The sequence below is a fragment of the Methanohalophilus euhalobius genome (assembly GCF_900215215.1).
Lineage (GTDB): Archaea > Halobacteriota > Methanosarcinia > Methanosarcinales > Methanosarcinaceae > Methanohalophilus > Methanohalophilus euhalobius.
Map to the genome: position 1 here is coordinate 1 of NZ_OBDR01000005.1, position 25,054 is coordinate 25,054.

General features: G+C 44.2%; 27 protein-coding genes and 1 tRNA gene. 23 read left to right on the plus strand and 5 right to left on the minus strand.

Features of this window, described 5'->3' with window-relative positions:
• The first annotated feature begins 4 nt into the window (after positions 1 to 4).
• From CP947_RS05775 to CP947_RS05860, 18 genes are all read left to right on the plus strand, one after another.
• Positions 5 to 78 (plus strand) — tRNA-Ala (locus tag CP947_RS05775).
• Positions 79 to 892: 814 nt separating this feature from the next.
• On the plus strand, positions 893 to 1,633 hold the full coding sequence (locus CP947_RS05780; RefSeq protein WP_172425456.1) for an ABC transporter ATP-binding protein: 741 nt from the start codon (positions 893 to 895) through the stop codon (positions 1,631 to 1,633).
• A gap of 18 nt (positions 1,634 to 1,651) precedes the next feature.
• Complete coding sequence (locus tag CP947_RS05785) at positions 1,652 to 2,989, plus strand: COG1361 S-layer family protein (protein WP_132130908.1); 1,338 nt, start codon at positions 1,652 to 1,654, stop codon at positions 2,987 to 2,989.
• The gene (locus tag CP947_RS05790; protein ID WP_096712290.1) at positions 2,986 to 4,185 is read left to right on the plus strand and encodes an ABC transporter permease; all 1,200 of its coding nucleotides are present in this window, start codon (positions 2,986 to 2,988) and stop codon (positions 4,183 to 4,185) included. The genes CP947_RS05785 and CP947_RS05790 overlap by 4 nt, the downstream gene beginning before the upstream one ends.
• Before the next feature lie 292 nt (positions 4,186 to 4,477).
• Positions 4,478 to 5,692: a pyrrolysine--tRNA(Pyl) ligase large subunit gene (gene pylSc / locus CP947_RS05795; RefSeq protein WP_096712291.1), complete on the plus strand. Its 1,215-nt coding sequence runs from the start codon at positions 4,478 to 4,480 to the stop codon at positions 5,690 to 5,692.
• A 5-nt stretch (positions 5,693 to 5,697) separates the two neighbouring features.
• Complete coding sequence (gene pylB, locus CP947_RS05800; RefSeq protein ID WP_394328813.1) at positions 5,698 to 6,750, plus strand: methylornithine synthase PylB; 1,053 nt, start codon at positions 5,698 to 5,700, stop codon at positions 6,748 to 6,750.
• A gap of 1 nt (position 6,751) precedes the next feature.
• The gene (gene pylC, locus CP947_RS05805; protein ID WP_096712292.1) at positions 6,752 to 7,834 is read left to right on the plus strand and encodes a 3-methylornithine--L-lysine ligase PylC; all 1,083 of its coding nucleotides are present in this window, start codon (positions 6,752 to 6,754) and stop codon (positions 7,832 to 7,834) included.
• Between the two features lie 13 nt (positions 7,835 to 7,847).
• Positions 7,848 to 8,627 carry a 3-methylornithyl-N6-L-lysine dehydrogenase PylD gene (pylD, locus tag CP947_RS05810; protein WP_096712293.1) on the plus strand — a complete coding sequence of 260 codons (780 nt, stop codon included), beginning with the start codon at positions 7,848 to 7,850 and terminating at the stop codon, positions 8,625 to 8,627.
• 140 nt (positions 8,628 to 8,767) lie between these two features.
• Entirely contained in the window at positions 8,768 to 9,796 is a 1,029-nt protein-coding gene (gene mtbA, locus CP947_RS05815; RefSeq protein ID WP_096712294.1) for a methylcobamide:CoM methyltransferase MtbA, read from the plus strand.
• A 211-nt stretch (positions 9,797 to 10,007) separates the two neighbouring features.
• Entirely contained in the window at positions 10,008 to 10,400 is a 393-nt protein-coding gene (locus CP947_RS05820; RefSeq protein ID WP_096712295.1) for a NifB/NifX family molybdenum-iron cluster-binding protein, read from the plus strand.
• Positions 10,397 to 10,759 carry a NifB/NifX family molybdenum-iron cluster-binding protein gene (locus CP947_RS05825; protein WP_096712296.1) on the plus strand — a complete coding sequence of 121 codons (363 nt, stop codon included), beginning with the start codon at positions 10,397 to 10,399 and terminating at the stop codon, positions 10,757 to 10,759. The genes CP947_RS05820 and CP947_RS05825 overlap by 4 nt, the downstream gene beginning before the upstream one ends.
• A gap of 10 nt (positions 10,760 to 10,769) precedes the next feature.
• Positions 10,770 to 11,594, plus strand: a complete 825-nt coding sequence (locus CP947_RS05830) for an ATP-binding protein (protein WP_096712401.1) — start codon at positions 10,770 to 10,772, stop codon at positions 11,592 to 11,594.
• Positions 11,591 to 12,454 (plus strand): ATP-binding protein, encoded by an 864-nt coding sequence (locus tag CP947_RS05835; RefSeq protein WP_096712297.1) that lies wholly within the window; start codon positions 11,591 to 11,593, stop codon positions 12,452 to 12,454. The genes CP947_RS05830 and CP947_RS05835 overlap by 4 nt, the downstream gene beginning before the upstream one ends.
• A complete protein-coding gene (locus CP947_RS05840) occupies positions 12,451 to 13,023 on the plus strand; it encodes a DUF1847 domain-containing protein (protein ID WP_096712298.1) in 573 nt (190 codons plus the stop codon). Before CP947_RS05835 ends, CP947_RS05840 begins: the two co-directional genes overlap by 4 nt.
• Positions 13,020 to 13,682, plus strand: a complete 663-nt coding sequence (locus tag CP947_RS05845) for an MBL fold metallo-hydrolase (RefSeq protein ID WP_341539139.1) — start codon at positions 13,020 to 13,022, stop codon at positions 13,680 to 13,682. The genes CP947_RS05840 and CP947_RS05845 overlap by 4 nt, the downstream gene beginning before the upstream one ends.
• 56 nt (positions 13,683 to 13,738) lie before the next feature.
• Complete coding sequence (locus tag CP947_RS05850) at positions 13,739 to 14,023, plus strand: ferritin family protein (protein ID WP_096712299.1); 285 nt, start codon at positions 13,739 to 13,741, stop codon at positions 14,021 to 14,023.
• Positions 14,024 to 14,060: 37 nt separating this feature from the next.
• The gene (locus CP947_RS05855) at positions 14,061 to 15,356 is read left to right on the plus strand and encodes an MgtC/SapB family protein (protein WP_096712300.1); all 1,296 of its coding nucleotides are present in this window, start codon (positions 14,061 to 14,063) and stop codon (positions 15,354 to 15,356) included.
• A 46-nt stretch (positions 15,357 to 15,402) separates the two neighbouring features.
• Entirely contained in the window at positions 15,403 to 15,822 is a 420-nt protein-coding gene (locus tag CP947_RS05860; protein WP_096712301.1) for a metal-dependent transcriptional regulator, read from the plus strand.
• A gap of 3 nt (positions 15,823 to 15,825) precedes the next feature.
• On the opposite strand, the gene CP947_RS05865 is transcribed toward CP947_RS05860, so the two are convergent.
• Both CP947_RS05865 and CP947_RS05870 read right to left on the minus strand, forming a co-directional pair.
• Positions 15,826 to 16,473 carry a TfuA-related McrA-glycine thioamidation protein gene (locus tag CP947_RS05865; RefSeq protein ID WP_096712302.1) on the minus strand — a complete coding sequence of 216 codons (648 nt, stop codon included), beginning with the start codon at positions 16,471 to 16,473 and terminating at the stop codon, positions 15,826 to 15,828.
• Positions 16,470 to 17,750 carry a YcaO-related McrA-glycine thioamidation protein gene (locus CP947_RS05870; RefSeq protein WP_096712303.1) on the minus strand — a complete coding sequence of 427 codons (1,281 nt, stop codon included), beginning with the start codon at positions 17,748 to 17,750 and terminating at the stop codon, positions 16,470 to 16,472. Before CP947_RS05870 ends, CP947_RS05865 begins: the two co-directional genes overlap by 4 nt.
• Positions 17,751 to 18,034: 284 nt before the next feature.
• Between CP947_RS05870 and CP947_RS10525 the strand changes: the two genes are divergently transcribed.
• Positions 18,035 to 18,187 (plus strand): hypothetical protein, encoded by a 153-nt coding sequence (locus CP947_RS10525; RefSeq protein ID WP_164909048.1) that lies wholly within the window; start codon positions 18,035 to 18,037, stop codon positions 18,185 to 18,187.
• 41 nt (positions 18,188 to 18,228) lie between these two features.
• The gene (locus tag CP947_RS05875; protein ID WP_096712304.1) at positions 18,229 to 19,407 is read left to right on the plus strand and encodes an aminotransferase class V-fold PLP-dependent enzyme; all 1,179 of its coding nucleotides are present in this window, start codon (positions 18,229 to 18,231) and stop codon (positions 19,405 to 19,407) included.
• 2 nt (positions 19,408 to 19,409) lie between these two features.
• Here CP947_RS05875 and purL read toward each other — a convergent pair whose 3' ends face one another.
• Both purL and CP947_RS05885 read right to left on the minus strand, forming a co-directional pair.
• Complete coding sequence (gene purL / locus CP947_RS05880; protein WP_096712305.1) at positions 19,410 to 21,554, minus strand: phosphoribosylformylglycinamidine synthase subunit PurL; 2,145 nt, start codon at positions 21,552 to 21,554, stop codon at positions 19,410 to 19,412.
• Between the two features lie 87 nt (positions 21,555 to 21,641).
• Positions 21,642 to 21,974: a DUF192 domain-containing protein gene (locus CP947_RS05885; protein WP_096712306.1), complete on the minus strand. Its 333-nt coding sequence runs from the start codon at positions 21,972 to 21,974 to the stop codon at positions 21,642 to 21,644.
• 77 nt (positions 21,975 to 22,051) lie between these two features.
• Between CP947_RS05885 and yciH the strand changes: the two genes are divergently transcribed.
• The 3 genes from yciH to CP947_RS05900 all read left to right on the plus strand — a co-directional run bounded on the left by yciH (position 22,052) and on the right by CP947_RS05900 (position 24,113).
• Positions 22,052 to 22,360, plus strand: coding sequence for a stress response translation initiation inhibitor YciH (gene yciH / locus CP947_RS05890; RefSeq protein WP_013036737.1), 309 nt, complete (start codon positions 22,052 to 22,054; stop codon positions 22,358 to 22,360).
• 179 nt (positions 22,361 to 22,539) lie between these two features.
• On the plus strand, positions 22,540 to 22,899 hold the full coding sequence (locus CP947_RS05895) for a transcriptional regulator (RefSeq protein ID WP_072358759.1): 360 nt from the start codon (positions 22,540 to 22,542) through the stop codon (positions 22,897 to 22,899).
• Positions 22,896 to 24,113, plus strand: coding sequence for an Nre family DNA repair protein (locus CP947_RS05900; protein ID WP_096712307.1), 1,218 nt, complete (start codon positions 22,896 to 22,898; stop codon positions 24,111 to 24,113). The genes CP947_RS05895 and CP947_RS05900 overlap by 4 nt, the downstream gene beginning before the upstream one ends.
• A gap of 157 nt (positions 24,114 to 24,270) precedes the next feature.
• Here the strand turns inward: CP947_RS05900 and purC are convergent, their stop codons facing one another.
• Positions 24,271 to 25,002: a phosphoribosylaminoimidazolesuccinocarboxamide synthase gene (purC, locus tag CP947_RS05905; RefSeq protein ID WP_096712308.1), complete on the minus strand. Its 732-nt coding sequence runs from the start codon at positions 25,000 to 25,002 to the stop codon at positions 24,271 to 24,273.
• Positions 25,003 to 25,054 lie beyond the last annotated feature (52 nt).

The following is a 25,054-nucleotide window of genomic DNA, read 5'->3' on the forward strand; positions in this document are numbered from 1 at the left end:
ATGTGGGCCGGTAGATCAGCTCGGAAGATCGCTACCTTGGCATGGTAGAGGCCTCGGGTTCGAATCCCGACCGGTCCACTTAAATATTTTAGAAAATTTTAAATGTTCAATGTTTTTTTACTATAATCTTTATTAGAAGTAGGCCCACATAGAAACCCATACAAAAAGTTCTTTCAGTTAACGAGTAAATTTTATCTGTAAGGATTTAAAGACCATAGTGGCCCTATGTATGCCCTTTCTGTAGACTGAAATGGTCTTTTACGTCCCGCCCCACACATTGACACAGGCCGACAAAGACTAAATATTTTGTTATTTATTTCCTTCTTCACCTGTTGCATATGTTTGTTGACGAAAGTGGAGATTTGGGTTCACAATCAAACTTATTTGATTTTTGCTGCCTTATTGGTAAAAGATGAACTTCCACTTAAACGAATCATTAAAAAAATGAGAAGAAACAAATTCAAAAAGGAATTAAAAAACGGTTCTGTAGAAAACCTTTCCTCTAACTTCCACTAATACATTATCATTTTTATTTTGGAATGAAATTAATGATGCTCTTTTCGTATCAAATATTCCCGGTAATTCCAGATATAAGTTATATGCATTATAGTGCCTTTGCCTTATTAAATCATTATCATGTCTCAGATAAGTTTTAAAGTGATTTAAAATCTTCTATTTTGTCTTTAATTGCTTAATAAAGCTTCATTATTTCATAAATACCCTTTTCTGATCTTTTAAAATAAGTATGTTTATATTTATGACTGTTCATGTGAGATTGCCCTGTTTTAGAGAAGACAGGCAAATACCACCACCCAACAATCACTCCAGATGAAAGTTTGCACCTCTTTTGTTTCATCTGGAAGTGATTGTTGTATTTTTTGTGAGGTGAATTATGGAAGAAAGCAAAGGAACTTATCCAGTAACACACCCGGTTCAATCCGCTTCTCTCATGCATCTAAGTGGAGTATGGAAAATCTACCAGATGGGAGATACCGAATTTGCAGCATTGAAAAATATTGATTTGGAGATTCAAACAGGAGAATTTGTTGTAATTCTGGGTCCAAGCGGCAGTGGTAAAAGTACAATAATGAATCTGTTGGGATGTCTGGATATGCCAAATAAAGGAATCGTACAGTTAAACGGTAAGGACATATCTAAAATGCAGGAATCGGAGCTTGCACAGATCAGGGGGCAATTGATCGGTTTTATTTTTCAACAATTCAATCTCATTCCTATATTGAATGTTATTGAAAATGTTATGCTTCCTCTTGAGTTTCAGGAAGAGAATGCTGATTATTCATGGAAAAAAGCAGAAGAACTGCTTGAAATTGTAAATCTCTCTGATAAAAAATACAATTTGCCTTCTCAGTTATCAGGTGGGCAAAGGCAGAGGGTTGCAATAGCAAGGTCTCTGGCGGTGGATCCGATGGTAATTCTTGCAGATGAGCCCACCGGCAATCTGGACAGTACAACCGGTACTTATATCCTTGATTTTTTGAGTGAATTGCATAAAAAAGAGTCCAAGACAATAATTATGATCACACATGACCCGGAGCTTGCGGAATATGCAGATCGTGTTGTCCATATTCTGGATGGAACAATTGAAAGAATAGAGATAAGAAATAATAAGTAAAAGACGATGTGGTTTTTAATGAATAAGTTGGCATACTTTTCGTTTTTATTGATACTGTTAATCTTACCGGTAACTGCTTCAGCAGATATTTCTGCAAGCATTAGTGGTATTGAGGTAGGTAAAGTAACCCAGAGCCCGGCTCCTGCAAGACCAGGTGAGACAGTAGAACTCTCCCTGAGTATCCAGAATGTAGGAGATGAAGACCTTTCAGATATAGTAGTTTCATTGGACCCGGAGTATCCTTTTACAAGTATATCGGGACAATCCCTGACAAAAAGAATCTCTTTTCTGGAAGCCCGGCAGGATGAGGAAGACGGAACCATTCTCAAGTTCATCCTAAAAGTTGACCCTGATGTTGCAGAAGACACCTATGATATTGATGTGGTAGTAAAGGATAGCGGAAGCGATGCAAGAAAAAGAACACCTATAAATATCGACATTCAAGGTAAGGAATATGCCCAGGTTGTGACGATAAGTGAGTCAAATATAGATCTTGCAACTGTGGAACCTCTTGAATTTGTTATTACAAATACAGGTGATGCACCGATTAAAAACATGGAATTTTCCTGGAAAGAACCGACAGGAGTTGTATTACCTGTATACTCATCAACAAGCAAGTATATTAAATATTTAGGCGTGGGTGAATCTGCCAATGTGTCATATTCTGTGATGGCTGATGTAAATGCCGATCCCGGATTATATCAGCTTGATATTACACTGCAATTCCAAGATTATGATGGTGATAATTCCACCATACAGACCAAAGCGGGTATCTTCGTAGGCGGAAAAACAGATTTTGATCTGAGTTATTCCGAGAGTGACGGAGGGGAGGTTTCCCTTTCTCTTGCAAATATCGGTAATAATGAAGCCTATTCTGTAAAACTCTCGATACCTAAACAGGATAACTTTGTAACTACAGGAAGCAGTTCATCGATTGTTGGTAACCTTGAAAAGGGTGACTATACTGTTACTTCCTTCTCCATATCCAGGACAGGTGCAATGGCTTCAGATGCCGAAGTGACAGCAGAAGACGGTGAAGCTATGCAGCAGCAAGGAGACTCTGCCAATGAACTTCTGGTTCTCATAGAATATACTGATACCACCGGTCAGAGGCTTTCTGTTGAAAAGGCAGTTCAAATTGAAGACCTTACTTCAGGTACTATGGGCACAGCAGGGTCTAAGGGACCGGGTCAAACAGGAAGTAATACTTATCTGTATGCTGTTGCCCTGATTCTTATTGCTGGTGGTCTTGTATTTTACAGAAAGAAAAAAATGGAGAAAGAAGGTAATTGTGAACCCATCGGGGTACAGCTGAGAATGCTAAAAGGCAAGATCTTGGGAAAGGATAAAGAATGAGACTAAGTACCTGTTTCAAACTTGCTTTGAATATTTTAATACACAGCAAGCTCAGAAGCTGGCTTACTATAATAGGTATTGTTATCGGTGTGGGTTCTGTTGTTACGATTATGGCACTAAGTGACAGCATGTCTGCAGAGATGGAAGGACAATTTGCAGATATGGATCTCACAACAATCCAGGTAACTCCGGGATATACGAAAGCTTCTTCGGGTTCTTCTGATGCAGAGCTTACTGATAGGGATATACGCGCGATGAAGTTAATTGAAAACATCGACTACATCTATGGTCAGGTCTATGGAAGAGATATGGATGTTTATTTTATGGGGGAGACGGCGGAACTTTCCGTAACAGGTGTTGATTCGCAGGTCTGGCAATATACTGTAACCTATGACATGGAATCCGGCAGGCTACTTGAAGCTGCGGATAATAATGTTGTAGTTATAGGCTACGGTGTAGCTCACCAAATATTTGATCAGGAGATAGGTCTTAACCGTGCACTTACAATTGAAGGCAAAAACTTCAGGGTCGTGGGTGTGCTGGATGAAGGTGAAAGTGACAATTCGATCATAATGCCAATAGATTCAGCCGTGGATATAATAGATGATGCTGAAGAAGATGTCTATGATACAATTATAGTCAAAGCCTCTGATACCAAACATGTAGAAACAATAGTCAATACTATCGAAGAAAAGCTTATGATATCCCGTCATATCGCAAATGAGGATGATAGAGATTTCAGTGTTTCTTATTCCCTTTCAATGGCAGATACTGCAACTGAGATAATGGATTCAATTACTATGTTTCTGGGAGCCATAGCGGGAGTTTCCCTTTTGGTAGGTTCTGTGGGAATTGCAAACACCATGTTTACGTCTGTGATGGAGAGAACTAAGGATATAGGTACCATGAAAGCCATAGGCGCTAAGAACAGGGATATTATGATGATATTTTTGATTAATTCCGCACTGGTAGGCTTTGTTGGTGGGGTGCTTGGTATCCTGCTGAGCTTTGTACTTACAGCACTCATGCCGATGCTTGGAATATCTATGATGAGATCTTCCATGGGTATGGCAGTAGCTCCCGATCTTATAGGAATGGGAATCGGCATTGCAGTGTTTGTAGGTATCATATCGGGAGTGGTTCCTGCTTATAATGCATCGAGAATGAAACCAGTAGATGCCCTCAGGTATGAATGAAGTCTTTGGTATATATGAGGCGCAGAGCTTCATATATTTATTAGGCATTGTTAGGCACTGTTATTCCCATCACACACCCATAAATTTAAATACAAATTCTAAGAAATAAAGCAGATTATCATGTGGAAACCTGATCAGGTAGATCAAATGGACTCTAGATCCATTCAGCCGGGTTAGATTCCCGGGGTTTCCGCCAGTAAAATAGAAAGTGACGGTCTGGATATGTTGCAAAATTAGACGCCTCAGCAAATGTAGATATCAGAAGTCGCCCCTATAGCCGGAGCAATCCCCTATGGAAAGGAAACCACTAGATTTACTTATAGACACCAACGGAGTGTGGCTCTCAAGGAATGGGTTACTTCATGGTGTAAAGAACTTTGAGGTGTCGAGGAACCATATTCATATCACTACTGACTGCGGAAGCCGCTTTACAGTACGTAATTCCAGAAGAAGTCGCTCTGCAAGGGCGCTACGCAACAATAAATATCGCAAAGCATGCAAAAACTGCAAACTTTCCGATGAGCGTATTACTCGTTTTGTCACAAAAGATTTCGGCAGGGGAAGCCAGGCACGCGTTGTCACAGCTTCAAAAACAAAAAAGAACAAACCTCCAGAGGCAGCAGTGGTTAAAGCTGTTTCCAGCAAGGCAAATGAAATGCCGCCTGTTGCAGAGACAAAAAAAGAAAAGCCTGTAAAACCGGATTACACGCCTGCCCAGAAAAAAAGAATTACAACACTGCTTAGCCCTGCAGATGACTTTAGTTCAGTAAAAGAACTCCCGCCCTTCAAGGAGCTGGAGACAGAACTTGTCAAAAAGAGAAAGCAAGATCTGCGTCATATGTATGAGAAGGACCGCAGACATCAGCTGGCCCAGCTTGAAAGGGATATTTCCCTCTTTTTAATAGAAAAGGGGTTCATGGAAGTACGCACTTCAATCATGATCCCGGCTAAATTCATTGAAAGAATGGGAATCACAGAAGAGGATCCCCTCTACAAACAGATATTCCGGGTGGATAATAACACATGTCTGCGGCCCATGCTTGCCCCGGGATTATACAATTACCTGCACAATTTTGATAACATAATGCCCGACCCCCTCAAGATATTCGAGATAGGCACCTGCTACAGGAAGGAATCCGACGGCAAGGAGCATCTTGAAGAGTTTACAATGATTAATTTTTGCCAGATGGGCTCGGGATGCACAAGAGAAAATCTGCTGAAAATTATTGATGAATTGCTAAAATATCTGAAAATCGATTATGAGGTAATCGCGGATAATTGCATGGTGTATGGAAATACAATTGACATAATGCATGGAGACATGGAAATATCTTCAGCCGTGGTGGGACCCATTCCACAGGATCTGGATTGGGGAGTGACCAAACCCTGGATGGGCGCAGGAATGGGACTTGAAAGATTACTCAAGGTCAAGCACAAATACACAAACATCAAGCGTTCAAGCAGGTCTATATCATACTATAACGGAATTACAACTAATCTCAGGTGAATAATTTGTTTGAAAACATGGACAATGAACAGCTGGATAAATTTGCATCCTCAATAAATGAAGGATACCAGCTCAGGGACCAGGAGATAAGAGACCTGCTGGTCATAGAGGATGAAGAAGAGATGCAGAAGTTGTTCCATGTGGCACGCATGGTCCGTGATAACTTTTTTGGAAATAAGGTGTTCCTGTACAGTTTTGTGTATTTTTCAACATATTGCAAGAATCAGTGTTCGTTTTGCTACTATAACTGTAAGAACAATATCCACCGCTACAGGCTTACTCCCGACGAGATCGAAAAGGTCTGCGAGGCGCTTGAAAATGATCCTGTCCACATGATAGACCTGACAATGGGAGAGGACCCTTATTATCATGACCACCCTGAAAGACTGGTCAGTGCTGTGCGGAAAGTTAAGGACAAACTGGGCCTTCCGATAATGATCTCCCCGGGAGTTGTGGGGAAAGAGACCCTCAAACAGATGTATGATAACGGAGCCGATTTCCTGGCACTTTACCAGGAAACCTATGACCAGGAATTATACAACAAGCTCAGGGTAGGCCAGGAATACGACCAGAGAATAAACTGCCGCCAGGATGCAAAAGAAATTGGTTACTGTGTAGAGGATGGGATCCTTACCGAAATCGAACCAGAAGCCGAATCAACCCTGATATCCCTCAAAGGCCTGCGTAAGTCAAATCCCAATATGGTACGTGTAATGACATTTGTACCCCAGGAAGGCACACCTCTGGCAAGCCGAGAACCCGGAAGCAGCAAATCAGAACTGAAAATCATATCGATCCTAAGACTCATGTTCCCGGACAGGCTGATACCTGCTTCCCTTGACCTTGAAGGCATGGAAGGTATGGTTTACCGCCTGGATGCCGGAGCAAACGTTGTGACATCCATCATTCCTTCCGGATCGGCACTGGAAGGCGTGGTTAACTATGACAGGGAACTGACAGAACGCAACCGTGATGCATGGAGTGTGGTGGAAAAGCTTCAGAGCATGGGAATGGAACCGGGAAAACAGGAAGATTTCAATCAGATACTGGGAAGGTAGAATGAAAACGATATGTCTGATTGGGGGCAAGTTGCAGGGCTTCGAGGTGGCTTATCTTGCCAGGAAATCCGGGATACAGGTACATCTGATCGACAGGAAAAACAAGCCTCTGATACGTAATAGTGTGGACAAGCATTTTTGCTTTGATATTACAGAAAAGCCGGAAAGGCTCATCGAATTATCCCGCCACTCAAATGCTATAATTCCGACAAATGAAAACCCTGGCACCCTTCTCTTTTTGAAAAAAATAGAACCAGAACTACATTGCCCTCTTCTTTTCGATTTTGCCGCTTATGATACCAGCATGCACAAAAAGCGTTCAAGGGAATATTTCAAATCGATCGACATACCCATCCCTTCAGATAAACCCCAATCCCCTCCTTATTTTGTGAAACCCCCATGCATGAGCAGCAGTAGGGGCGCGCGCATAATTGACAACGAAAGTGAACTGGCAGACATTGATGATTCGATGGTCATTGAAGAATATGTACCCGGACCGGTAGTTTCACTGGAAGTGGTGGGTGACGGGAACAATTTCATGATCGGTCAGCAGACACAGGTCCATATTGACCAGGAACATGATTGCCACCGGGTCACCCCGATGGAGACGGATGTAAATTTCAGGGAAATAACACACCTGCTGGCCAGCAATCTGTGCCTCAAAGGAATCATGGATGTGGAAGCAATACTCTCCCCAGAAGGAATCCGGGTTATTGAGATTGATGCACGGTTTCCCAGCCAGACACCTACCGTAGTATATCACAGTAGTGGTGTAAACCTGCTTGAATGGCTAATGGAAACTATTGCAGGAAATATAAGGGAAAACAAACCTCTACCTGTTGGCAAACAATGTAACTATGAGCACCTGATGGCATCTGATGGAAAACTTATCCCTGTTGGAGAACATGTGCTTTCAGGCGGTGATGACTACCGGCTATTCCATGAATCAAACGGGTTGGAAATATTCAAATGTTGGGGGAAAAGACCAACCTATACCCTGATATGCAGCGGCACGACCCAGCATGAGATGTGTGATAAAAGAAAAAAAGCAATTCAACTCATCAAATCCGATATGAAGCAGTAAAAGGAGGATTAATATGGCATTACTTACACCACAAGATCTGGAAGGACTTACAAAACAGCTTGAATGCAATAACAATACTATCAAAAAAGCAACCGGAATGGACATTGCTGACATATGCAAACAAATATACGGCACCACTCTTGACGGAGAAAAGGTAGGTATTGTGCCCATAACTTCCGGCAACGGTATCATTACCAATTTTTCGTCATCCCTGCTTACGATAACCGAATATTTCGGCCTTGATGGTGCCATAACCGAGCATCCTGACGTTACCGGCTACTATGAAGCTGTTTCCAGTGATGCCGATATAATACTTATGGCAGATGACCATATTTTTATTGCACATAATATGAGAAACGGCAAAATTGCAACCAATCATGTATGCACCGGAGTGGTTTACGCTGAAATCGCCTCCCGTTACAAATATGCTGACTCAAAAGATATACTTGTAATCGGCCTGGGAAGAGTGGGTTATGCCGGAGCACAACATCTTGTAAAAAGGAATTTCGATGTGTATGCCTATGACCCCGACCGGGAAACTATGGAAAAGGCTCGCAAGGAACTAGGCATCATACCCTATGATCCCGAAGAAGAACACAAGTTCTCCATGGTCCTGGAAGCTACACCAAACCCCAATACAATCTCTGAAGGCATGGTAGCAGAAAGATGCCTCATATCCACACCGGGAATTCCCTGTGGATTACCTGAAGACATTGGGGAAAGGAACGAAATCGACTTGGTAATGGAACCTCTGACGATTGGCGTGGCTTCGATGCTTTACGCGGTAATGTAAAGTAGAGAGCCCTCAAGAGCAAAACAAGTATATTGATAGCGCTTTTTTCATGAACATTTGAACATGAAAAGATATATATATGCTAAATGCGTAGCCAGATTACCTTTTAGAATAAAAATAAGTTTTAAGGAGTAAAGGTTATGGTTGAATATACACCCAAAGAGAGATTAGCACGCGTATTTGCAGGTGAAGAAGTAGACAGAATGCCTGCTATCTGTGCCACCCAGACAGGAACAGTAGAACAGATGGATGCAGTAGATGCTTACTGGCCAGAAGCTCACGAAGATCCTGTAAAAATGGCAGCACTGGCAGAAGCAGGCCACACAGTCATAGGATTTGAAGCAGTACGTGTTCCTTTCGACATCACAGCAGAAGCAGAATTTTTCGGATGCGGAATCAAGCCAAGTACCAAGGAACAGCAGCCATCCGTTATCAGCCACGTTGTCAGCAAGGCCGAAGACCTCGAACAATTCGAAGGTTACAACATCGAAGACGGCAGGATCGGCAACGTATGTAAGGCAGTCAAGATCCTCGCAGACAAATACGGCGACGAACTTCCAATCATCGGCAGTATGATCGGACCATTCTCCCTCGCACAGCACCTTAATGGTGACTCCTGGTTCATGAACATCATGACCGACCAGGAATTTGGCCTCAAACTCATGGAATTCACCACTGAGTTCTGCACACAGTACGCCCTCAAGCAGGTCGAGAACGGTGCCAACACCTTTGCAATCATTGATCCAACAGCCAGTTACCAGCTTATTGGTGCTGACTTCTACAAGACTTTCGTAGTTCCATTCCACCAGAAGATTGTTGAAGCACTCCACGAGAAAGGTATACCATCCATCCTCCACATCTGCGGAGACACAACAAACGGACTTGCGATCATGGAAACCTGCGGCGTAGATGCACTCAGTGTAGACCAGAATGTCGACCCTGCAGCAGCAGTTGAGAATGTGGACAAGGCCCTCATAGTAGGTAACCTAGACCCAGTAAGTGTTCTCTGGAACCAGGGCGAAGACAATGTCGAAGGTGTAAAGGAAGAATCCAAGAAAGTTCTCGATGCAGGAGTACAGCTTCTCGCACCGGGTTGCGGTATTGTGAGCAAGACTCCTACCCAGAACCTTCAGGCAATGATAGAAGCAGCAAAGAACTGGACATACTAAGTCCAGTTCTTTATCTCTTTTTTTATAATTTCTAAATTAATTTGATTTTTACAGGCCTGGAATGCTTACTGCAGTATTTATATTTGCAGTATTCCACAGGCTATCATTGGCTTAATAAATATAGCATAAGAGATTTTCTATAATATGGTTTTGAGAAAGTTATATATACTTCCTCCATTATGTGCTAAATACCGTAAAAAGAGGAATAACAATGAAAATCTGCATAACATCAAAAAGCAATGAACCTGATTCAGATATTGAGCCCCGTTTTGGCAGAGCTCCTTATTTCATAATTGCCGACACCGAGAACGGAAAATTAGAAGCAATAGAGAACCCTGCAGCAGGTGCTACCGGGGGTGCCGGAATACAGGCTGCCCAGGAAGTCGCAAAAATGCAGGCAGATGTTTTGATCACCGGTAATGTGGGACCTAATGCCTATGAAGTCCTTTCCACAGCAGGGATCGAAGTCGTAACCACTTCCGGTGTATCGGTAAAAGAAGGAATTGAACAGTATAATAAAGGAACTCTGGAAAAAGTATCCGGTCCAACTGCCAGGGCACATGCTGGCATGGGTCGCGGACAGGGCAGAGGGGGAAGAAAATGAAAGTATGCATACCGGCAACCGAGAACAGTGGAATAGATTCACCCGTAGGCCAGCACTTTGGTAAAGTCCCTTATTACACAATATACGACAGTGAGACCGGCAAAGTAGATGTTCTGGAGAATACCAGTGAGCATATGGGCGGTGTTGGATTGCCTCCCGAATTACTCACAAATGAAGGCGTTGAAACCATGCTCTGTGGAGGCCTGGGGTGGAAAGCCGTCCAGATGTTCGACCAGTTCGGCATCAAAGTTTTCGTGGGAGCACAGGGGAAAGTCAGGGATGCCATAGAAGACTGGAAAAATGAGAGGCTCGAGCAAGCTGGTGCAAACAACTCCTGCAGTGGACATGATCACCACTGAAACACCAAACATGAAAATAACTGTGGCAAGCGGAAAGGGAGGAACCGGGAAAACAACAGTTGCTGTTAATTTCTTCCTTTCTGTTCCAAAAACCAGCCTCCTTGACTGTGATGTGGAGGAGCCAAATTCCAATCTGTTTTTACACAATGACCTTAAAAAAGTAAAAGAGGTTACGATACCAGTTCCCGTAATCGATGAGCAAAAATGCGAACATTGTGGCAAATGTGCTGATTTTTGCAATTACAATGCGCTTGCAGCACTACCACAAAAAGTGATGGTCTTTTCCGATCTCTGTCATGGTTGTGGAGGATGTAGCCTCGTCTGTCCCAATGATGCTATCAGTGAAACAGGACGCAGCATAGGGAACATAGAGCGGTCCCTTTCAGGACAGTTCCATACAGGACTTCTGAATATAGGAGAAGCAATGGCATCACCCCTGATAAAAGAACTCAAGACCTATGCAGGCGAAAATACAGTAATAATGGACGCTCCGCCGGGAACCGCCTGTCCTATGATCACAACCGTTGAAGATACTGACTATTGCATCCTTGTTACCGAACCCACACCTTTTGGACTCAATGACCTGAAACTGGCAGCGGAAGTTGTCCGGGAAATGAAAATTCCTGCGGGAGTGGTAATCAACCGTGCAGGAGTAGGAGATGGTGGTGTTGAAGAATATTGCCATCAAACTGGTCTACCAATAATAATGGAAATTCCCTATGACCGCAGAATAGCTGAAGTTTATTCAGAAGGCATACCTTTTGTTGAAACAATGCCGCAGTGGAAAGAAAAATTCCTGCAGATGTTTGAAACCATAAAGGAGGCAGTTAGATGAAACAACTCACAGTAATCAGTGGCAAAGGAGGCACCGGCAAAACCACCCTCACCTCTGCCTTTGCAGCTCTTGCGGAAAATGCCACCATTGCAGACTGTGATGTCGATGCTGCCAACATGCACCTGCTGCTGCAACCTGAAATAATAAAAACCTATGATTTTACTGCATTACCTACCGCAAATATACATCTTGAACAGTGTACAGGGTGCGGGATATGTGTTGATAATTGCAGGTTCGGGGCAATAAAGGAAGGTTTCGAAATCGATCCGTACATATGTGAAGGTTGCGGAGTCTGTGAGTATGTCTGCCCTGCCGATGCAGTGACAATGGAATACAATAAGTGCGGGGAAGCCTACGAATCTAAAACCCGGTTTGGGCCTCTTGTGCATGCTAAACTTGGAATAGGGGAAGAAGCCGGAGGGAAACTTGTCACACTCGTTCGGGAAATTGCAGAAGAGGTAGGCCCAAAGAATAATTGTGACACAATAATTATAGATGGACCACCGGGTACCGGTTGTTCAGTAATTGCAGCCCTTACAGGTGTGGATATTGCCCTTGTAGTCACCGAACCCACCGTCGCCGGGATACATGATCTTAAAAGAGTGATGGAAGTGACAGAACACTTCGAGATACCATCTCTGGTTTGTATAAACAAATCCGATATAAACGATAACAAAAGAAGAGAAATAGAAAAATTCTGCACTCAGAAAGGGATTAAAATTGCAGGCGAAATCCCCTATGATACAACCCCTACCGAGGCAATGGTGGAGGGAAAAACAATTGTGGAATATACCGACAATTCTTTTGCAAAATGCGTCATAGAAGTATGGGAAGAAGTAAAAGAAGAGATGCAATCATGAAATGTGCAACCTGTCAGGAGAAGAAATGTCGCAACGGGAAAGATTGCAGCGGTGTTGCAGAGGATATCGAATATACCGGTGAAGACCTCGATTGTATGCAGGTTGCAGCTGCTATCGAAGGGCAACATTATATGCAAAAAACCCGGCTGGAAGAGCTTATCCTGTTTGCCAAACAAATGGGTTACCAGAAACTGGGAATTGCTTTTTGTATCGGACTGGCCAATGAAGCCGCAACCATCACCCGGATCCTGAAAAAGGATTTCGAGGTTTATTCTGTCTGCTGCAAGGTCTGTGGTATCCCAAAGGAAAAGTATGAGCTTGAAAAGATCCATCCCGAAAAATTTGAGGTTACCTGTAACCCGAAGGGACAGGCCTTCTTACTTGCCAAAAAACAAACCGAGTTGAATATCATCGTTGGTCTCTGCATGGGCCATGACATTATATTTACCCGCCACAGCGAAGCCCCGGTAACCACCCTGATTGTCAAGGACAGGGTGCTTGCACATAATCCTGCAGGTGCAATCTATTCCGGATATTACCTGCGCAAAAAGTTCAATCTGGAGGATTGAATCTGGAACTTACCGTTGTTTATGATAATAATGCAGCTGAAGATTTTCATGCAGGATGGGGGTTTGCCTGTCTGATTCAACAGGAGGACACTACACTTCTTTTTGATACGGGTTGGAACGGACCCGCCCTGCTGGAAAACCTAAAAAAAGTGGGAATTAAACCCTCAGACATAGACATACTTATCCTCTCCCACCAGCACTGGGATCATATAGGAGGGCTGTCTGCAATATTACATAATTCAGATGCCCTGGAAGTGTATGTGCCCCGGGCATTCTCCCCAAATCTCAAAAAGGAAATAGCCAGGCATGCCCAACTTATAGAAATCACAAAATCCCGGCAGGTCTGCAAGGGAGTTTTTACCACCGGTCAACTGGGAAACCACATAAAAGAACAATCGCTTGTCCTCCAATCTGAAGATGGATTGTATATTATAACCGGATGTGCCCACCCAGGACTGGGGGAAATAATTGACAATGCTGCAAAAATGGGTCATGTCACAGGTGTACTTGGAGGACTACATGATTTCAATGACATGGGCACATTGGGACAACTTTCATACATAGCAGCCGGACACTGCACATCCCACAATGATGAAATTAAACGCAAATATCCGGAAAAATTTGCATACATTTATGCAGGATACTCCGTAGACATATGACAATATGGTAAGAACTATATTCTAAGATTCCTATAATGATTGATAGGAGGATACGTATGTTATCAAAGATACCAATTGACCTTGATGCTGTAGAGGATGAGAACATAGATAAAGAAATCTTAAGGGCTGGCATTATAGCCGAACTTGATGCTATCAACCTCTATGAACAGATGGCCGAACTTACTTCCAGCGAGGAGATCCGGGCAGTGCTGCTAGACATTGCAAAGGAAGAAAAGACCCATGTGGGAGAATTCCAGACCATGCTGCTTGAATACGATAATGAACAAGAAGATGAACTGGAAGCAGGCAGAAAAGAAGTTGAAGAAGAAGTCCTTAAATAAAGGAACTTAAAGACTTTACCAATCCGGAGGTGGAGTGATGGAAATTATACCCACCATCGGGCTTGATCCTTTTTTATTTGATTATCTGGAAAAACTCATCCTCTCCCTGATGATAGGTATTATCATCGGAATAGAAAGAGAACATCGAAGAGCAGAACATCCGGTTTTTGCAGGTGTGCGTACATATTCTCTGGCTGCTGTCACAGGCATGCTGGCAACAATTGCAGGGAAAGCAATCGGTAATGATATTATAATTGCTGCAGCCTTTTTGATAATAGCATGTAGTATTGCCCTGATATACCGTACCTACACAATGCGGGGCAAACTGGGCATGACAAGTGCCCTGTCTTTATTCTGCACCTTCCTACTGGGAATACTGGTCGCGACCGATAACTATCTGTTTGCTATTGCCGGTGGAGTTGCAATAACTTTTCTGACTATTGAAAAACGCCCGCTCCATTCTTTTGCCCAAAATCTTTCCAATGAAGATATCCTGAACAGCCTGCAGTTCCTTGCTGTGGCCTTCATCCTGTATCCCCTGGTACCTGATGAAGAACTATGGGGCATTGTGGACCTTAAAGCCACAATTCTTATTGTTGTACTTGTGATGTTTATCGGATTTATCAGTTACATTTCTCTCAAACGCTTCGGAGCAGGTGGAGGCGTACCCTATTCTGGATTGTTGGGAGGATTTGTGAGCAGTGAAGCCACCACTGCTGCCCTGGCATCGATAGCAAAGGAAAAATCCGGGCTTGTAAATGCTTTTTACATCGGGATCCTTTTGTCCAACCTTTCCATGTTCATTAGTAATCTGGTAATTGCCCTGATTGTAGATAATTCAGGTAAAACTACACTGTATATGCTACCTCCGCAATTATTGATGATACTGGTAGTAATAGGGATTTTTTGGAAAAACAAGAATATATCAAAGAAAATGGAAGGAGCGCTTGACATTGGCTCACCCTTTGCCTTAAAGCCTGCACTGCGTTTTGGAGCGATCTTTCTGGTATTACAGCTTTTTGCAACCTTTGCCAACGAATACGCGGGAACGTATGGCACATATGTAACTGCGCTGGGAGGTGTGGCCAGCAGTTCGGCAGTAACAGCTTCCATGGCATCCCTTGCAGTGAAGGGTGAAATTTCATACATGCTGGCCGGCCAAACCGCAGTTATTGCCGGTATCGTGAGCACTCTCAACAAAATCACCTACATCCGGATTGCAGGTGCTTTGGAACTTGAAAAAAGAGCCCGTATAACATTGATACTTTTATCCATTGTGGGAATTGTCGGGCTTGTTGTATGGATTTATGCAGATATTAAACCTATCTTCTGAGCAAAACCTCATAAGACTTAAATATATTTTTAATTAAACTCCCACCATGGAAAAGATAACAGGGCTGGAGCTTTCCCCGCGTAAAATAGAATATCTCAAATATATTCATCAGAGAAAAGAAAACGTACGCACCAATGAACTTTCAGCCCACCTTAAGGTAGACCCCTCTACAACAACCAAAACAATCAACGAACTTGCAGAGGAGGGATATGTCAACCATGTACCTTATCGTGGCGTGAAACTTACAGAAAAAGGGAAAGATTATGCTGCTTTTCTGATTCGCAGACACAGGATATTAAGCCTTATGCTCAAAAACTATGGCCTCTCACCCGAAGAAGCCTGCAGCGAGGTAAACCGTTTTGAAAGCTTTGTCTCCCTGCATGCTATCGATACTATATGCAGTACCATGGGCCATCCGACAATGGGAGTGTGTGGCAAAATAGAGCACCCCCACTGTGACGTATAAAATTTAGAGATAAAACTCCTTTATTCTGTAAAGGACCGCCAGAGCATCTTTTCTTTTGATATCCACTTCAGTGTCACGACAAAAACCAAGTAGACATGAGGCTGTCTGTTCATCCAGCACTTCTTTATCCCGGGCACTTTTTATTATGCCGTAGTAACTCCTTAGAGAATAATGGGTAGCTTTTGCAATATCCAGCAGGAAAGCTTCCTGAACAGAGGAAATAATGCCCTCATTCATAGCAGAGAGGAAGGTACATCGGATATTCACAAGCGGAGCAGAAATGGACTCATAGGTATCAGGGTTTGTTGCAACCGCCACTTCATCATCATCTTCAATAACACCATCACGATACCATTCATAGATTTTACCTACACCTATCATGCCGTGGCGATCCATTTCGGATGCACGCAAAGCTCCCATGCTACACCCACCAACGATTGTTACATTCTTGCGCAGAGCCTCCAGTATTTCCCTGTGCCCAACCGCAGCCCTGTGAAAAAAAATACCATCAATGATGCCAATCAACTCATAACCCTGTTTTACAGCCTGTGTAACATCTCCGCGTTTAACAGGGCCGTGGACGGTGGCACTACTGAGTTTTCCTGCTTCTTCCAGGCCTATACTGGTGCCGGCAAAAACGATTGTTTTCATACTTTCGGCCTGCGTTTCCAGGGTTTTTCTTTTTCAGGACCTTTTCTTTTGCCTACCAGACGAATCCTTTTACCAACCCTTTCACGATCAAGAGTGTATTGTTCAAATCCGGGAATTATTACCCTGACTACAGGTATATTGATCGAACTGCGGCTCAAATCCACAACAATAGCATTGCGGGCAATCTTTTCCAGATGGGACAGAACAGTATTGATATTTCCTGCAGGTGTAGGGGAGGAGATGTCCTGCATATCTGCCAGGGATATCTTATCCACACCTTCCTCATACCAGTAATCGTTCATCCTTCTCATACGTTCATAACCAATCTTGCGCACCAGGTCCTCCCGGATTGTATCCTCACGTGCCCCGTGTATCTGGACAACACGAGACTGTGCAGCCTCGGTAATAGCACGCATAACAGCAATCTCTGGTCTTAAATGAGATCCTGCCCCCATAACCAGCAGGGCCGGATCTTTCAGCTGTACGTCATCCGTAGCAGCGACCACTGTTGTGACAGGAGTGTCATGTAGCAAAACCCAGAGGCGAATATCCACACCACTGTCCCTGAAGGCTTTGAGCATCTCGTAGGCCTGCCCGTCTTCTTCCGTTAGCACAAGTTCCATTCCCGGATTGCGGTTGAACTCGGCCATACTCAAAGCATCCCTTTCAATTACTTCCAGCAAACCATGCAGTATGGCTTCTTCCATCACATTACCCGATGCAAGTCCATTGGTATTGCTGCGGAAAAGATGGGCAGACATGCCCGGAGCATCATAGGGATGATAAACAGAATTGGAGGGCACATAGACCTCTTTTCCTGAAAGCAGATCAAACCCTTCTGTCCATTCTATCAATGAAGAAGAATCAAGGGGTTGCGGCAGCAGGAATTCTTCAGGACGGATCAGGTCATGCTGGCCGGCAGCTTCTTCCATTGTGGCCATGAATTCATCAGCAGCTACGTTTTCGTCAATGTCTGCATTCACCCCGTTGCGCTCTGCAAGACAGCGTTCGTAGCATTCCATAATCGTGGAGATGCGGGCCTGCTGCGGGTTCACTCCTTTACCTGAATAAACGGAGATGGCACCATCAGCAGCTGTGGGGCGGATGCCTGAAAACACCGGGATACCCAGCCGATCAAGATCAGTAATATTGGCAATACGGGTCACACCAATTGTATCCAGGCCGGCACTGGCTTTTTTCAGGGTGGCTTCACCATCCAGCACCCTCTGGCTATCTCCCTCATACTTTACAGAAGGATCAATGTTTATGGTAGGCATGGAAGGGAAGTCTCCTGCATCGCTAATAATCCTTACGATAACAGGTATCGTAAGGACCGATTACGTTGCAATTAAGCTAAGTTATTGGTAAATGTAAGGAAAAGTGAGAATTGTATCACCAATGTAATGCATTTCCATAACCCGACAAAAAATAATCAACAAACAAATATATATAGAAAGAACACTTATGTAACTGTTTAATATTCTAATTATGCTGTTGATGCCTGAGGGGTCATGTATGGCAGCAGAGTATTGAAATTGAAGAAGACAGGAGGTTATACCATATGACAACTATAATGAAAAAACATGATATTCTGAGATGTGAAGACAAGAAGGGAAAATGCCATTCAGTAGTCAGAGGACATACAGAAGGCAAACTCAATGAAGATGATGAAGAACTCTACCACTTTATGGTAGGCGGGATGCAGGCCAAATAAGCTGCAAAACCTATTTTACTCTTTATCCATAACTTGCCTGCATGTATGACGTCGAGAATATACGTGCAGATTTTCCCGTATTAAAGGATAACATATATCTGGACAATGCTGCCACCACCCAGACCCCGGTGCAGGCGGTAAGGGCCATGGAAGATTATTTCTTCAAGTATGCGGCAAACCACGGCAGGGGAGCCCATCACCTGGCCCGCCAGACAACTGATCATTTTGAAGATGCCAGAGAAACAATAGCTGATTTGCTGAACTGCCCGGCAGAAAATACCATTTTTACCAAGAATGCAACCGAAGGCCTTAATCTGATAGCCCGGGGCATAGACTGGCAGGAAGGTGACCACATAGTAACCACCCTGGTGGAACACCACTCAGACCTGCTTCCCTGGATGGAACTCAGGGAAAGGGGAGTTGAACTTACCATTGTGGAACCGGACAATGAAGGCCATGTGGCCGTGGAAGCCCTGGAGCAGCACATTCGCCCTTCCACACGTCTTTTGGCAGTTACCCACATATCCAATTCCTTCGGCTCCATACAGGATGCGGATAACATGTGCAAACTTGCCCGGGACCACGATAATCTCTGTTTGATAGATGGTTCTCAATCCGCAGGGCACATGCCGGTGAACCTCAAACAGATGGATTGCGATTTTTTCGTTGCCCCCGGACATAAAGGCTTGCTGGGCCCCCAGGGAACCGGTGTGGCATACATTAAAGAACCGGATTCAATCAAGCCCCTCAATGTAGGAGGAGGAGCAGTAAGATCAGTTACCACCACAGGCTACGAACTGGAAGAAACACCTGCCAGGTTTGAAGCCGGGACACCCAACATCCCGGGAGGAATCGGACTGGGAAGGGCTGTGAAATATGTCCAGGAAATAGGTGTCAGCGACATCGAGAAACATGAAAGACAACTTGCAAAAAATGCCGCATACAGACTTGCACAAATAGAAGGAGTGGAAGTATACGGCCCGGATAACAGGGGTGCTGTGGTGCCTTTCAATGTCCGGGGACTTAATCCCCATGATGTGGCAATGATACTGGATGAAACCCGGCAGATATGTCTGCGCAGCGGTTACCACTGTGCCATGCCGGGGATTGATTTCATGAAACTGAAAGGAACGGTGCGGGCATCTTTTGCCCTGTATAACACCGAAGAAGAAGTCGATGCCCTGGTGGAAACCGTTGAACAGATAACCACCCTGGCCTGATTTTATTTCATCATCAATCGGGTTAGCGAAGCACGGGAATCCCTTATCTCATCCAGATCTACTTCAATGTAATCATTGTTTACTGTAATCCTTACACTGTTACCACCGGTAGTACCGATTACAACGTGCGGGATATTGCCAAGCTGTGCAGAGACTGCATCCGGGTCATCTGTTGCAAGCAGAGCCCTGCCGTGGGATTCGGAAAAGAGGAGTTCTTCTGCTGACATGTCCCCTGCAATCTCAGAAAGGTTCACTTCAACACCCACATTCCCACACATCTCACAGAGAGCAGCTGCAAGCCCACCCTGTGACACATCGTGAGAAGCAGCGACTTTACCGGCCCGGATTGTTGTGATCAGGGATTCAACTATTGCCGTCATATCAGCCGGCACTTGCGGGACATTGCCTGCATTTGGACTACCCCTTAGATTATAGTATTGCGAACCACCCAGTTCTGCTTTTGTGGTTCCCACAAGGATGACAGACTGGCCTATCCCTGTAAATTCCGAGGATGGGACCGCAGAAATATTCTCCACTTCCCCCACCAAACCAATTGCAGGAGTTGGCAGAATTGATGTATGGTGCTCCTCGCTCTCGTTGTACAGGGAAACATTACCCCCTACCACCGGAATGGAAAGATTGTGTGCCGCATCAGCCAGTCCATTTATTGCGTACTTGAATTGCCAGTAGATGTCAGGTTTTTCAGGATTGCCGAAATTCAGACAATCCAACAGGGCCAGGCCACGCCCCCCCTTTACAGCAAGGTTCATTGCATTTTCAGCAAGGGTTCCCTTTCCTCCTTCATAAGGGTCAAGATAGGTATGCCTGGGATTACAACCACATGAAAGAGCTATCCCCCTGTCACCAACAATTCGCTGGATAGCAGAATCACTTCCTGGTTTGGCTACGGTCCGTATCTGGACCTCATGGTCATACTGACGGTATATCCAGTCTTTTGAAGCCATATTGTGAGATGCAAGTACATCCAGAATTGCCTGTTTCAAATCCCCTGTTGCATCCGGCACAGGATCTTTTTTGACTGTGAATGGCGTGGAAGGACGCTCAAAGGTGGGTGCACCTTCTGTTAATAGATGAATGGGGATATCCGTTTCAGTATTACCCTCAAACTCAACTGTAAAATAAGGCCTCTCGGTCAATTCACCGATGACAGCCCCATTTAAATCATATTTTTCTGCAAGCTGGAGCATATAGCCCACATTTTCAGGTTCCACCTCGAAAAGGATACGCTCCTGGGATTCTGCTATCATAATCTCAAAGGCATTCATCCCTGTCTCTCTCTGGGGTACACTGTCTGCAATTATATGAATACCCAGATCACCCTTGGAAGCCATTTCAGAGGATGCGCCTGCAAGTCCGGCAGCTCCTAAGTCACGGCAAGATTTCACGACACCTTCTGCAACCGCTTCAAGAGAGAGTTCAATAAGAAGTTTTTCAGTAAAAGGGTCGCCTATCTGGATACTGGGCCGATCCTCTGCCTCGGCACTTTCGGACAGATCCCTGGAAGCAAAAGAGGCACCCCCCAGACCATCGCGTCCGGTAGTCGAGCCAATAAGTACGATCTTATTACCTGCCTTTTGTGCCGTGGCAGTTACAAGCTGATCTTGACGGGCAAGCCCCACACATACAACATTCACCAGAGGATTGCCACTGTAGCGTTCATCAAAAAATGCCTCACCCCTGACAACCGGCACACCTATACAGTTACCATACCCTCCGATACCTTCGATAATATGCTCGAACAGATACAGATTCTTAGGAGTGTTCAGGGGGCCGAAATAGAGCGGGTCCATAAGGGCAATTGGACGGGCACCCATGGAGATAATATCACGGACAATGCCTCCCACGCCTGTAGCCGAACCATTGTAGGGATCGACATAGGACGGATGATTATGGCTTTCCATACCCAGGGCAAGTACCCAGCCGTCACCAAACCGCACAATTGCAGCATCATCACCAGGACCTATGATTACACGGTCACCGGTAGTTGTAAAACTCTTAAGCAGTGGGGCACTGGAGCGATAGGAGCAATGTTCACTCCAGAGATTGAGAAAACAACCCTGCTCCACATTATTCGGCTGCCGTCCCATTTTTTCTACAATGATCTTCAGGTCATCTTCAGGTAGCATGTGAGAACCTCATTAAATTGGAATGATGTACCCATAAATAGGCATGTAAATAAACATTTCTTATGTATGGGTATTTTCCAGGGACATCTACTGCCCTACCTCAAGTCCATACTTCTCCACGGAACCTGCAGCCATTTCTACCATATAGCGGGTTGCATTTTCTGCGCGGGCAAAACCCAGCCACGGATGCAGGGATTCAATTTGTGTTATACGATAATTCGAATCGAGGAAAAAAACATCCAGGGAGAAAGGAACAAAAAGCATATGTATGGAAAACTTGCAGGGTTTGTTTATAGAAAAAAACATAGCATAATCCTGTGGGATATTCAGCCTGAACATCAGACCCATCGTTCTTTTCAGTAACGTATCAGCCATTTCAACGTCTCTTGCAACCATTTTACCATTAGCTTTTAATAGCATCGCATTTAACTTCTATTTGTCTGTATATAAATTATACAGACAACATAATACTAAATTTTCGGAGGAAAAACCAGAAGATGAGTTCAGAAATGTGCTCTGTTTGCGGATTGCCAAAAGAATTGTGTATCTGCGAAGAAGTGGCCAAAGAGCAACAGAGAATAACCGTAAAGGTAAACAGGCGAAGGTATGGAAAAGAAGTTACAGTGGTAGAAGGTTTTGATGCCAATGAAATTGATCTCCATGAACTTTCAACATACCTCAAATCAAAATTCGCCTGCGGTGGTACAGTACGTGGCAATGCCGTAGAGTTGCAGGGCAATCATCTTGGAAGGATGAAAGACGTTCTGGTCCAGAAAGGGTTTTCTCCCGATCAGATCAAGAATTAAAACTTTTTTCAATGACTAATTAAATGGCAGAAATCCGAAAAACATCTGTCCCGGCAAAAGGAAGAAACACAAAATCTTTTTTGAGCCGGTCTTTTCAGTTACATATAGCGCATCTTATCCTGCAGTAAAGAGAGGGATTAGTGTCATCTGAATAAAACTAACATAGAGGATACCATTAAATGAAACCTACCTGTGAAATAATGGTGCAAAGGGTATTGCCAGCCATCAGAGCCGTACTTGCACGTGAGCTTATGAATGAACATAAGTGCACACAGCAACAGGTGGCCAACCTATTGGGCCTGTCAAGAGCCGCCGTATCTCAGTACGTCAGTGAGAAAAGAGGTGCAGAAGTAGGATTTTCTGAAAATACAAATGAGGAAATCCGTAAATTTGCCTTCTGTCTTGCAACGGATGGCCTAACCCCCAAGCAAAAAGTAAAACGTATGTGTGAAGTATGCAAACATGTCCAGAAGTCCGGCTGGCTTTACAAGAATGCACCAGAAGTAGGATACTGTATCCTGTGCGGTGAAGATGATTGAAAAACCGGTGTATTGAATGTAAAGGGAAAGGACTTTGTGGAAGAGCGCGGTGTCCCATACTTGAAAAGTTCAGGGCCACCACTAAACATTCCCCTCAAAAGCAAGGGGAAAAAACTATTTTTGGAGCATCTCCTCCTGCTGTATTTGTTGGTAGGTATGGCTATCCCGAAGTAAGTGCCGGACCCATGATACCTCCTTTAATGGAAAGTGAGGACGCTGCACAGCTGGAGGACCCACATGCACTACTTGGCATGGGAATAGATGATATCATACAAAAAAGGTGCCAGCTGGTACGGGCTAACACCACTGTCAAAGTAAAACAATTTGAAAAAAGCCGCCTGATAGAAAAAGCCCAGGAAATGGCACTTTCCCGCAAACCCGTGGACACAGAAGTGTTGCTCAGCAAACCTTTAAAGCCTGCCCAAAAATTCGATGGTGTACTCACACCGATGGGACCGGCCGGGAAAATGGAACGTTTTGATATCGCAGAAAACCCGAAGGTCCCTGATAAAGTTGACTACCTGACCTATGATACCGATGTAAAAGCCACAGATGCTGCCCTGGAGCTTTATGACCATGATATTGGCTGTGAACATATAACCCGGCTTCTTTCCATCGGTTTGCTCGGGCAGGAAAGAAAGCTTGTTCCCACACGCTGGGCAATTACCGCCACAGATGATATGGTGGGCAAAGAGCTGGCAAAGGGTTTACTGGATTACCCAGAAATAGAAGATATACAACTATACAGTGGAGGTAGCCTTGGAAACCATTTTGAAATACTGTTGATACCCAGGAGCTATTCTTTTGAATTGCTGGAGTTGTGGATGGCACGTACGGTGTGGTCTGCAGACAAAGCCTGGATAGGACAGGACATGGAAGGAACTTCAGGAAAGAAAGGATACTCAACCCTGGCAGGTGGCTATTATGCAGCCCGTCTGCCGGTTCTGGAAAAACTTGAGAGCATAAGAAAGCAGGCTGCAGTATTTGCAATCAGGGAGATTACTCCTGATTACTGGGCGCCCCTGGGAGTATGGGTTGTCAGAGAAGCAGCACGCAATGCTCTTTCAACAGAGCCGGCTTTCTTTGAAACCCTGGAAGAAGCACTGATGGATATGAAGACACGCATCAATACGCCTTTCTACCAATGGAGAGAAAAATCAGAGCTTCTGCCTTATGTAAAAGAGCAAACAACGCTTTCAAGATTTTTGTCATAAGCATCCACAACCGGTTTGCAGCAATAAAAAGGGGTTAGAAAAAGAAAGAGGATGCAGCGCTGCCTGACACCCGACTGAATTGATGAAGCCAACCGCTTACATACCAGACAGGACTGAAAAATGCATCCAACAGCCTGCAAGCAATGATATTTACAGTTTAATTTTGAAATATTTCGGGAACGAGGCGACGTGCCAATTTTTCATAGGTTCCGGAAACATCACCCTTGTTAAACCTGAATACATCCTTATCCAGGGATTCACGGGTACCTGCATCCCAAAAGCGACAGGTGTCACAGGATATTTCATCGGCAAGCACAATTTCACCGTTTGCCCAACCGAACTCAAGTTTGAAATCAACGAGTAAAAGGCCCTGTTTTTCCATGTAAGTTGTGAGAATAGAATTGATATTCAGGGCAAGTTCACGGATTTTTGCAATATCCTCACTTGTGGCTATCCCAAGGGCAAGGGCTATGTCCTCATTCAGCATGGGATCCCCATATTCATCGCTCTTATAATCCATTACAAGCACGGGTACTTTGAATTCGTCCCCTTCATTGAAAGGATATTTCCGGGTGATAGAACCTGCAGCTATGTTGCGTGGAATCACCTCAATAGGAATAATTTCCACTTTTTCGACAAGCATCCGTTCATCGTCAAACATTCCAAGATAATGGGTATTTATACCCTCATCCTCAAGCATCTCGAACAACTTGCGAGATATCTGGGCATTGTAATAGCCCTTCTTCTCAGCCTCACTTTTCTTCTTGCCATCAAAAGCGGTAAGACTGTCCCTGAAATGGGATACAAGTACTTCCGGATCATTCGTTGTATAGATGGTCTTGGCCTTTCCTGAGTATAGCTCTTCCTTGATCTGGATATCAGACATCATGCAATCTCCTTCCATAGTAGATACACAAAATCCAATATAAATCTATCACACC

Bases quoted from the DNA above. Each gene is read 5' to 3' on its own strand.
- CP947_RS05860 (WP_096712301.1), top strand. From the start codon at position 15,403: ATGGAAAAGATAACAGGGCTGGAGCTTTCCCCGCGTAAAATAGAATAT.
- CP947_RS05895 (WP_072358759.1), top strand. From the start codon at position 22,540: ATGAAACCTACCTGTGAAATAATGGTGCAAAGGGTATTGCCAGCCATC.
- CP947_RS05840 (WP_096712298.1), top strand. From the start codon at position 12,451: ATGAAATGTGCAACCTGTCAGGAGAAGAAATGTCGCAACGGGAAAGAT.
- CP947_RS05835 (WP_096712297.1), top strand. From the start codon at position 11,591: ATGAAACAACTCACAGTAATCAGTGGCAAAGGAGGCACCGGCAAAACC.
- pylC (WP_096712292.1), top strand. From the start codon at position 6,752: ATGAAAACGATATGTCTGATTGGGGGCAAGTTGCAGGGCTTCGAGGTG.
- pylSc (WP_096712291.1), top strand. From the start codon at position 4,478: ATGGAAAGGAAACCACTAGATTTACTTATAGACACCAACGGAGTGTGG.
- CP947_RS05885 (WP_096712306.1), bottom strand. From the start codon at position 21,974: ATGCTATTAAAAGCTAATGGTAAAATGGTTGCAAGAGACGTTGAAATG.
- yciH (WP_013036737.1), top strand. From the start codon at position 22,052: ATGAGTTCAGAAATGTGCTCTGTTTGCGGATTGCCAAAAGAATTGTGT.
- CP947_RS05830 (WP_096712401.1), top strand. From the start codon at position 10,770: ATGAAAATAACTGTGGCAAGCGGAAAGGGAGGAACCGGGAAAACAACA.
- mtbA (WP_096712294.1), top strand. From the start codon at position 8,768: ATGGTTGAATATACACCCAAAGAGAGATTAGCACGCGTATTTGCAGGT.
- CP947_RS05785 (WP_132130908.1), top strand. From the start codon at position 1,652: ATGAATAAGTTGGCATACTTTTCGTTTTTATTGATACTGTTAATCTTA.
- purC (WP_096712308.1), bottom strand. From the start codon at position 25,002: ATGATGTCTGATATCCAGATCAAGGAAGAGCTATACTCAGGAAAGGCC.
- CP947_RS05865 (WP_096712302.1), bottom strand. From the start codon at position 16,473: ATGAAAACAATCGTTTTTGCCGGCACCAGTATAGGCCTGGAAGAAGCA.
- CP947_RS05790 (WP_096712290.1), top strand. From the start codon at position 2,986: ATGAGACTAAGTACCTGTTTCAAACTTGCTTTGAATATTTTAATACAC.
- CP947_RS10525 (WP_164909048.1), top strand. From the start codon at position 18,035: ATGACAACTATAATGAAAAAACATGATATTCTGAGATGTGAAGACAAG.
- pylD (WP_096712293.1), top strand. From the start codon at position 7,848: ATGGCATTACTTACACCACAAGATCTGGAAGGACTTACAAAACAGCTT.
- CP947_RS05870 (WP_096712303.1), bottom strand. From the start codon at position 17,750: ATGCCTACCATAAACATTGATCCTTCTGTAAAGTATGAGGGAGATAGC.
- CP947_RS05825 (WP_096712296.1), top strand. From the start codon at position 10,397: ATGAAAGTATGCATACCGGCAACCGAGAACAGTGGAATAGATTCACCC.
- CP947_RS05850 (WP_096712299.1), top strand. From the start codon at position 13,739: ATGTTATCAAAGATACCAATTGACCTTGATGCTGTAGAGGATGAGAAC.
- CP947_RS05780 (WP_172425456.1), top strand. From the start codon at position 893: ATGGAAGAAAGCAAAGGAACTTATCCAGTAACACACCCGGTTCAATCC.
- purL (WP_096712305.1), bottom strand. From the start codon at position 21,554: ATGCTACCTGAAGATGACCTGAAGATCATTGTAGAAAAAATGGGACGG.
- CP947_RS05875 (WP_096712304.1), top strand. From the start codon at position 18,229: ATGTATGACGTCGAGAATATACGTGCAGATTTTCCCGTATTAAAGGAT.
- CP947_RS05855 (WP_096712300.1), top strand. From the start codon at position 14,061: ATGGAAATTATACCCACCATCGGGCTTGATCCTTTTTTATTTGATTAT.
- CP947_RS05820 (WP_096712295.1), top strand. From the start codon at position 10,008: ATGAAAATCTGCATAACATCAAAAAGCAATGAACCTGATTCAGATATT.